The organism is Paenibacillus mobilis (genome assembly GCF_058267595.1).
The window spans coordinates 80,707-88,159 of the sequence record NZ_JBZCMS010000015.1 but is presented as its reverse complement, the minus strand read 5'-3'; the positions used below and the strand labels follow the sequence as shown (position 1 = coordinate 88,159).

At 49.0% G+C, this 7,453-nt stretch carries 9 protein-coding genes; all 9 read right to left on the bottom strand.

The features are described 5' to 3' along the window. Nucleotides 1-975 (bottom strand): phage tail protein (locus AC3ZPD_RS20920; protein ID WP_490986213.1); only part of this gene is annotated, 975 nt, incomplete at its 3' end. Between the two features lie 11 nt (nucleotides 976-986). Beyond that, complete coding sequence (locus AC3ZPD_RS20915; protein ID WP_490986212.1) at nucleotides 987-1,628, bottom strand: hypothetical protein; 642 nt, start codon at nucleotides 1,626-1,628, stop codon at nucleotides 987-989. Further along, a complete protein-coding gene (locus tag AC3ZPD_RS20910; RefSeq protein WP_490986211.1) occupies nucleotides 1,621-2,796 on the bottom strand; it encodes a baseplate J/gp47 family protein in 1,176 nt (391 codons plus the stop codon). Before AC3ZPD_RS20910 ends, AC3ZPD_RS20915 begins: the two co-directional genes overlap by 8 nt. After that, entirely contained in the window at nucleotides 2,786-3,136 is a 351-nt protein-coding gene (locus AC3ZPD_RS20905; RefSeq protein WP_490986210.1) for a contractile injection system sheath initiator, read from the bottom strand. The genes AC3ZPD_RS20910 and AC3ZPD_RS20905 overlap by 11 nt, the downstream gene beginning before the upstream one ends. Next, nucleotides 3,124-3,507 carry a Gp138 family membrane-puncturing spike protein gene (locus AC3ZPD_RS20900; RefSeq protein WP_490986209.1) on the bottom strand — a complete coding sequence of 128 codons (384 nt, stop codon included), beginning with the start codon at nucleotides 3,505-3,507 and terminating at the stop codon, nucleotides 3,124-3,126. Before AC3ZPD_RS20900 ends, AC3ZPD_RS20905 begins: the two co-directional genes overlap by 13 nt. Then, a complete protein-coding gene (locus AC3ZPD_RS20895) occupies nucleotides 3,504-4,298 on the bottom strand; it encodes a phage protein (protein ID WP_490986208.1) in 795 nt (264 codons plus the stop codon). Before AC3ZPD_RS20895 ends, AC3ZPD_RS20900 begins: the two co-directional genes overlap by 4 nt. Then, nucleotides 4,285-4,617 carry a phage baseplate plug family protein gene (locus tag AC3ZPD_RS20890; protein WP_490986207.1) on the bottom strand — a complete coding sequence of 111 codons (333 nt, stop codon included), beginning with the start codon at nucleotides 4,615-4,617 and terminating at the stop codon, nucleotides 4,285-4,287. The genes AC3ZPD_RS20895 and AC3ZPD_RS20890 overlap by 14 nt, the downstream gene beginning before the upstream one ends. Further along, entirely contained in the window at nucleotides 4,614-5,141 is a 528-nt protein-coding gene (locus tag AC3ZPD_RS20885) for a phage baseplate protein (RefSeq protein WP_490986206.1), read from the bottom strand. Before AC3ZPD_RS20885 ends, AC3ZPD_RS20890 begins: the two co-directional genes overlap by 4 nt. Then, on the bottom strand, nucleotides 5,134-7,356 hold the full coding sequence (locus tag AC3ZPD_RS20880) for a phage tail tape measure protein (RefSeq protein WP_490986205.1): 2,223 nt from the start codon (nucleotides 7,354-7,356) through the stop codon (nucleotides 5,134-5,136). Before AC3ZPD_RS20880 ends, AC3ZPD_RS20885 begins: the two co-directional genes overlap by 8 nt. Nucleotides 7,357-7,453 lie beyond the last annotated feature (97 nt).

The window sequence follows — 7,453 nt, the reverse complement described above, 5'->3', positions numbered from 1 at the left end:
GTCTACACCCCACATAACCCGATTTGCTTCATACATAATATTTGTCATGGACTGAGAAGCGTGGGAGCGATATATAACGGTGCTTGGACGTGTTGTGCCAAAGTTAAATGTGGCAGTAGACCCCGCTGCTACAGTGCGCGTAACAAATACAACTGAGATTGGAGAAGCGTCTACCGTAATCGGACTATCATAAATGCCAAAATCCAATGTTTGTACAGATGCGGTCGGCGTCACCGTCACCGCTCCCCCGGAATCCCTCACCGGCATCGTACCCGTGATAACGTCACCGCTTGCAACTGTGGCCGTTTTACCGGACCGTAAATCCCCCGCGGCAGCGTTGCCCTCTGCCCCACTGCCGCTATCTGCCAAAAAATCCGTACCAACACGCCTAAATGTGTACGGCTTACCAGCGCCCAATTTACCAGCGGCATAGGTAATGCCCTTTTGGTCTTTAAGGGATACGGCGCCCAGCCCGTTAATATTTAGCGTAGGTGACGATCCGCAGTCCACGTGAGGAACGATAGTTATTCCCATACCAGTAACATAAGCGATCGGTGCAGGATCTAGCGTGACCGTGTACGCTGTTGGGTCGCCTGCCGTTGTCGCATACGCTGGTTGCCGCACATAATCCGCCAAGTGCGCAGCAACCGTTTCGGCAACCTCATTTACAGCCTTCGGCGTCGCAGCACGATCTTCCGCCGTACTGTCCGTTGCACTGGAAAGCTTCGTGATCCCCGCGGCCTCTAACGTGGCTGCCGGAATCTCCGGCTCAAGCCCCTCAATAGCTTCCTCCACCCAAGCCTTCTCCGCCGCCTTTCCCTGCAGTTCCTTCAAAGACTCGCTGGTTCGGTTCATAAACCAGTTCAGCCAAGCAGCAGGCGGGTGGTCTTCTACCTCCCAGCCTGTCTGTCTTTTTGATTCCGGCGGTTCAATGCCTGCCGCAGACCAATCTGGTGCTTGTTTTTCATATGCCATGTTATTCCCTCCTAAATAGGTAAAGCATAATCGTTGCCCGGCACATAAACTTCGCCAAGCGTACCGCCTGTAGTCATGCCCGGATCAGCCAAACCCAGGCTGCTACTTTCCAAAACGGAATACTGAGTGGCCAGCCGGAATGTTCCAGAAAGTTCGACCAATGCAACCCGAACACCAGCAGCTACCGTTTTCTGAATGATTTGGCCAAATTGCAGAGGGGACATGCCCACCTCATTCAGCCTCTTAATAGGGACGCGAATTAAGGAAATAGCAGCTGGCTCCGGCTCCTGCGGATCGTTGAATTTTTCGTTGATCCGAATATCCGAGTAATCACAATTCAGCGCAAGGGCCAGAACGGTTATGATCGTGTTAATATCCGTCTTAGAGAGGTTTCTTGCAATCTTTGACTGAATCAAAACACGATACACTTCATCTGTAGCCGCTCCACGGGTTTGGGCAACGTTTTGACCAATCATATCTAGCGTCGTTCCTTGTGCCTGATTGATTCCACGCCAAGCCCGAACGGTTTCCAAAGCGTTATTTGCGTCCTGCAGTCCCGCGTAAAGAATTGCTATTAAACGTCCTAGTTTGCTGTCGGGATCTTTGTTGAACACATCGGTAAAACGTCCCATCATATCCTTATAGCTAAACATGGCTGCTCACCGCAATATCTTCCGCCTTGACCTGCGCCACTTGATACGGGGCAATAGATACGTTCTGGCTGTCCAAACTTCCCCCGGTTCCTACGGAAAGTGAAACATCTTCGATGCCTGCCACGCTGTACACAGCGCTGATGAGTCGGGTATATACCACATCGGCCCCCATAGACAGGCCGTTATAGTAGCTGCCTGCCGCATCCTCGCCACCGATATAGCGGATAATCGCATTTTTAATTTGATCGTCACCGTCTGCCGGGTAGCTTTCATTTTTGGTTACTACGACTTGGACCGTGATTGGAACTTCTTCCGAACGGCTGAATTTGATTACATGACTATATCCGGCAATGTCCGTGACCTCCATTTCCATATCCCCGTATGTTTCGATTCCTCCAGATTTAGTTGCAAAGATGGTTTCGGCTATCGTTTGCTCATCACCGCCCAACACATAAGCCTGAAAGGACTTAGGCGGCCTCCCCGCGCTATCCGGCTCCATGGTGTTGTTCTCGATCACCGCCGCTGCACGGACACCCTCCAGGCGCAATAAAGCGCCCCGCAGCGCATCTACTGAAGCCGCGCCGCCGCCCGCTACGGACTGTTGAAACCTCGTCCGAAACTCAGCATCCGTTTCCTTCTCGCGACCACCAGTAAAGGCAGCCGTGTTATTCGCCGTCATAACGTCCGGATTCGGGTTTACAATGACCGTAATTGCATGAGCGGCAACATTAGATTCTTGTCCCGGATCCACGGCCCGAACAAGTACGCTGGCCTTGCCATCCGGACCAAAGGTAAAGCTGTCCAGCGTAGAAAACTGGATGCCACTTTCCGTGCCCACCCGGAACCCTGCGGCTTCTGCATGCCCGGCCGTACCGGTTAGCTCGACTGTTCCCGTAGCATATTGCTCCAATATGCGGCTGATCCCAACATACGGCCCCAATCGGTCCAGGTTTGCACCTGTCGCTGTTCCGATATACCCGCTGTTATACACGTCCTCTGCTGTACTCCAGAGCTTGGAAAGGAACCAGGCGAAGATTCGAAGGAGGATGCCGAGAACCGAACGCTCCGAGGTGTTTACCGTCTCGCCAAACGTCTCTTTTGCCTTGGCCTCCATATCATCGAAAAGGTCCGTGAACCGCTGCCTCTTAAAGCCTGTCTTATCCAGCACCTACACTCACTCCTTCCGCGCTTATTTTCTCCCCGTCTGATCCAGTCGCTTTAAAGCTCACGGTCATGGTTCGTTCTTTGTAATCTAACTCAAAATCAATGGCATCTATGGAAGATATCCGAGGCTCCTGCAGCAGCGCTGAGGCAATTTCCGCCCTCAGATCCTCTTCGTTAATCTGTTTCTGGATGAATTTAGAGAAGGTCACGCCCATTTCCGGATTTAAAAACCATTCTCCTTTGTTTGTTCCGATGCCGATCCGGCAGCATTGGGCCAGTTCCTCCTGACTGCCTACCATTTCAAAGCTGATGTCGCCGTCTGCTTCAAGCCTTATAGACTCCAAGGAAACACCCCCACGATAACCGCATCATTTACGCTGTGCTGCCGCCCTGTATCCGGAGAAGTAACTTTTCCTGATTTGGCATTCTTCAGCTCTCGGTCGGAACAAACAACAAAAACAACGTCTCCTGGATGCAGGATGAGTTTATAAACGGTTTCCGCACCACCAACCATGAACCTTTGCCCTAAGACAGGGACGTCCGTAATCATGGCCGGATCGGCATTGCTTGTCCGAATAAGCGGTTGCACATCGGCATAACCATTCGGATCAAAGGAAACCACTCTGCAAGCCATCCCCACTCGAACACTTGAAAGTTTATTCTTCAACAAAGAATCGATCAAAACACTAAGTGCTGCGGCCGGGTCTGTCCTCATATCACCGCCTCCGTCTCTGTTTTGAAATCACCTGTCCGACTGATCTTGTGTTTCCCGCTCCGTACGTGCAGACGCCCCGTAAACACGTTGCTGGAAAGGTCGATCACCGAAGCCGTTGTCACCCGGTACTGCAGCTGCTGTTTCAGGTTAAACCCGGTTGCACCGTCACTCTGGAAGGGTTCAGGAGAACCAATAAGCCCGGTTGAGGCATTAAGGGTGAACACGCTGTCAGCCCCGCGTCGCAAGTTTCGAATGTATAATTTCCCCTTGTTAATGTAAACTTGGGTTTTGCAGTCCTCCCCGACCTTTTTAATGATCTCCGTCACCTTTCCGGATGCTGTGTATCCATCCTGATACCGGTAATCCTGGGTTAACTCCATTTGGGCAACCGGAAGTCCGATATAGGCCGCCATTTGCTTAATGATGGTGCTGGCCAATGTCCCCTTGGCGTAGGCTTTTTCCTTGACTTCTCGCTCGCTCAAATCCTCGCCGTCCAGGACGTTTATGGTTGTTATCTTGTCTACACCTTCCCAGTGAGTGCTGACGTTGCTGATATATCCGTGCAATATAACCCCCGCATCACTGCGGTATCCGGCATTCATCATCAGGATTTCTCCTTTTTTGATGTTGTTCAGCGTCTCGTGGGACAGGTTCCAAATCTTAATTTCCGATTCATTCGGCAGCGGATCGTTATCAAACGGAACCGATGCCTCAATGTTGAAGTTGTCCATCGAGAATTTCATATTTTTGGTCATAACTTCACACACCCGACCGAAATTAATCGTCGTCAACGTCACCGCTCCCCTCGATCAAAAATAGAAAGACACTCTCGGAGAGCGTCTGCCAATTTACATCATGCTGTTTTCCAGATTCGTCATAAGGGATGATCGCCAGTTTCGGAAATCGATTGTCCAGCACATCCCCAAAGAGCTGCTGTCCATAAATGATTTTTCCCCCTACAGCCATCGTCTCCCCGTCCTTCTCCAGGTCAACCGTGAAGAAATCATAATCCGGGTTGTAGTGGATCTCCATGGTGAATAGCTCTTCGGCAATGGAGATATCGAAGCGGTACGGAATCAAATCTTTTTCAATATCAATATAGTCCATCATTTCCCCTCCGCCCATGGACTGCCTTTCACAAACTTGACCTTTTGTGCCGGCTGATCCTTCTTTTTCTTGGCGGCCGTTCCGCTGCCCTTGCTTTTCGTCTGTTTAACGCCGCTATTTACAATTTTCACAGCCTGCGCTTTGATCGGCAATGGCAGGTCAGCTACATAGCTTGCTGAGGCAAACATGACTTCTTGAATGGAAAATGAAAACGTAAATCCATCCGCAACGGTATAATCCCGGCTGGTCTGCAGGCCATACAGCAGCCCGCGGAAGGTGGTTCGTCCTGAAAAATAAACCAGGGTTCCGGAATCCTGGGTTTCAACCAGAAAACGGTGAATCTCTGCTGCATTGGTCCCAGCAACGACACCTGAAAGGGATAAAGAGCGGGCTTTCCGCTGCACATGGTCGGTTACATCAATATTCCGCTCTACAGGCTGGGAAGTGATATCCACGTCGAAGTTTAAATCCTCTTTTTCAACAAGCAGGTTATACCAACTTTTGTTGTCCACACTGATTTTAGACACTTTCAGCCGCACCCCCTAACCCGTTTCTGCGTAGCGCCTCATCGGCCACTTTCTGCAGCAGAGATAAAAAATACTGTTCCATTTCAGAGGTCTGCAAGGTGTTCAAGGATTGGCCTTTCACATCAACCGAAAGACTGAATTCAACTTTGTTGCTGCCGCCTGCGCCTGCTGATGATCTTGCTGGAGCTAATCCGCCAGCAGGTGCTATAGCAGCCGAACTTTTCCCGGCAACCTCTGCCCCTAAGTCGGTACCAGCTTGACCTACGCGGTTTTGGGTGCCCTCGATGCCCTGCGCCAGGCCCTCGCCCGTGAAATAACCGACTTCCATCATGACACGGGACGGTGAATGAATGCCCAGAACACCTTTAATACCTTTTGTAATGGTACTGCCGACGTTTTTCACTTTTTCTACGACAGCATCAGCCATGCTACTAATGCCATTGATTAAACCTTCAATGATGTTTTTGCCGATCTCAAAGAGGTTGATCCCGGTAAGAAAACTTGTCACGCGATTACAGACGCTGGATACCGTATTGTATATGGAAGAGAACGCATTCACGGTATAATCCTTAATCTGATTCCAATATTTGATGACCATATACACAGCTATGCCGATAGGACCTGTGATAACGGCTAAAGCAAGCGGGCCCCATTTAACGATAAAGGCAAGGACTTCATCGAAAGATGCCGGAATCGATGTGGTAAAGAAATTCAATATTGCCGACGTTCCAGCTTTAATAGATACCCATGTATTGTTAACGATACTTCGGAATGTTTCAGAACGTTTATAGGCTACATATAAAGCGACTGCGAGACCTACCAGAGTTGTAATAATCAGTACAATAGGATTAGCGGCTAGAATAACGTTCATTGCTGTTTGCACAGCGGACCAAGCCTTAGTGACAAACGAAATTGTTCTAACGATAATCTGAAAAGTAACTAACACAGCTACGATACCACTGACAATAGGAATAAATCCGGCCCATTGAGAGACTGTGTCCCAAATGGTTGCTGACTCATCAGTTAGCTTATTCAGAGTAGGCAACATTCCTTTGACTGTAGTTGAAATCCAGTCAATAGCCCCGCCTAGCTTATCTCCAATTGCCGCTCCTAGAGCTGCTATCTGTGGCTTATGGTCTTGTGCCCATTGGCCAAACTGGTTTAGATACGGCAAAAGCCTCTCACCGATCGGGATGAGTATTCCTGTTGTCAATTGTCGATGAAACATTTCCATGGCTTGTCCAGGAGAATCAAATTTAACCTTGTTCAATTCTTCCATCTTATCCTTGGTCATATCAAATTGGCTCTGCGCTGATCCCATTGCGATTACGACATTCTTCTGCAAATCTTCAAACTGAGTACCAAACAGGTTTACAGCTATTGTGTTCTGAGCAACCGGATCTGCCACGTCTCCGATCATCTGCGTAATTTGGGTAAAGGCCTTTTTAGCTTCGGGTCCACCTTGGGCAAATATCTGCATCATTTTATTGGCATCAAGCCCTAGCATTTGAAAAGCCTGTACTGTTGTTGTGCTCCCGTCCTTGGCCCGCAAGTTGAACTCTTTAACCGCATCACCCACTTTATCTAGATTGAAAGCACCCTCTTGAGCGCCAATGGCCAAAGTATCAAACATTTGGTTAGCGTCAAATCCCAGGCTCTTAAACTGGTTTGAATATTCATTGACCGTATCTAGCAGTTCACCGCTGAAATCAAGCCCTTTCTCTTTGCCCTGTGTAATCAGGGAAAATGCCTGGTCGCTCGTAATACCGAACTGTTTCATCAAGGTATTTGCCGTTCGAACTGACTCGGGAACCTCAATTCCCATTGCCTCTTGCAGTAAAAGGGCATTCTTGGTTGTCCTCTCCAACGCAGCGCCTTGTTCGCCAGTTATTTGAGTGGTAACGGAAATCGCATTCCCCAGATCAGACCAGCTTTCTCCAAAATTCTGATCATACAGATTTTCGACCACTTCTCTTGTGGCTTTCATTTGTTCATTTGTTTGACCAGTTGCCATTTGGATTTGAGACATGGACCTTTCAAAATCTGTTGCCGCAGAGATTCCGGCCTTCCCCAGTGCTCCCATTGCAGCTATGCCAGCAGCTCCTACAGCAAATACAGTTTTTTCTAATCCATTCAGTTGCTTATCCATTTTCCTGAGCGCGCTATCTGCTACCTTAAATCCAATAGCAAACATCAAATTACCGACAATCCCCATAGTCAACCTCCTTTCCGTAGAAATATAAATAGAGCGCCCTTTAAAGGCGCCCTAATTATTTATTATTTCGTTTATTCGTTGCCTCAATATGGATGTC

Excerpts from the sequence above, each read along its gene's own strand:
- AC3ZPD_RS20915 (WP_490986212.1), bottom strand. The coding sequence starts at position 1,628 with ATGTTTAGCTATAAGGATATGATGGGACGTTTTACCGATGTGTTCAAC.
- AC3ZPD_RS20900 (WP_490986209.1), bottom strand. The coding sequence starts at position 3,507 with ATGAGGACAGACCCGGCCGCAGCACTTAGTGTTTTGATCGATTCTTTG.
- AC3ZPD_RS20890 (WP_490986207.1), bottom strand. The coding sequence starts at position 4,617 with ATGATGGACTATATTGATATTGAAAAAGATTTGATTCCGTACCGCTTC.
- AC3ZPD_RS20880 (WP_490986205.1), bottom strand. The coding sequence starts at position 7,356 with ATGGGGATTGTCGGTAATTTGATGTTTGCTATTGGATTTAAGGTAGCA.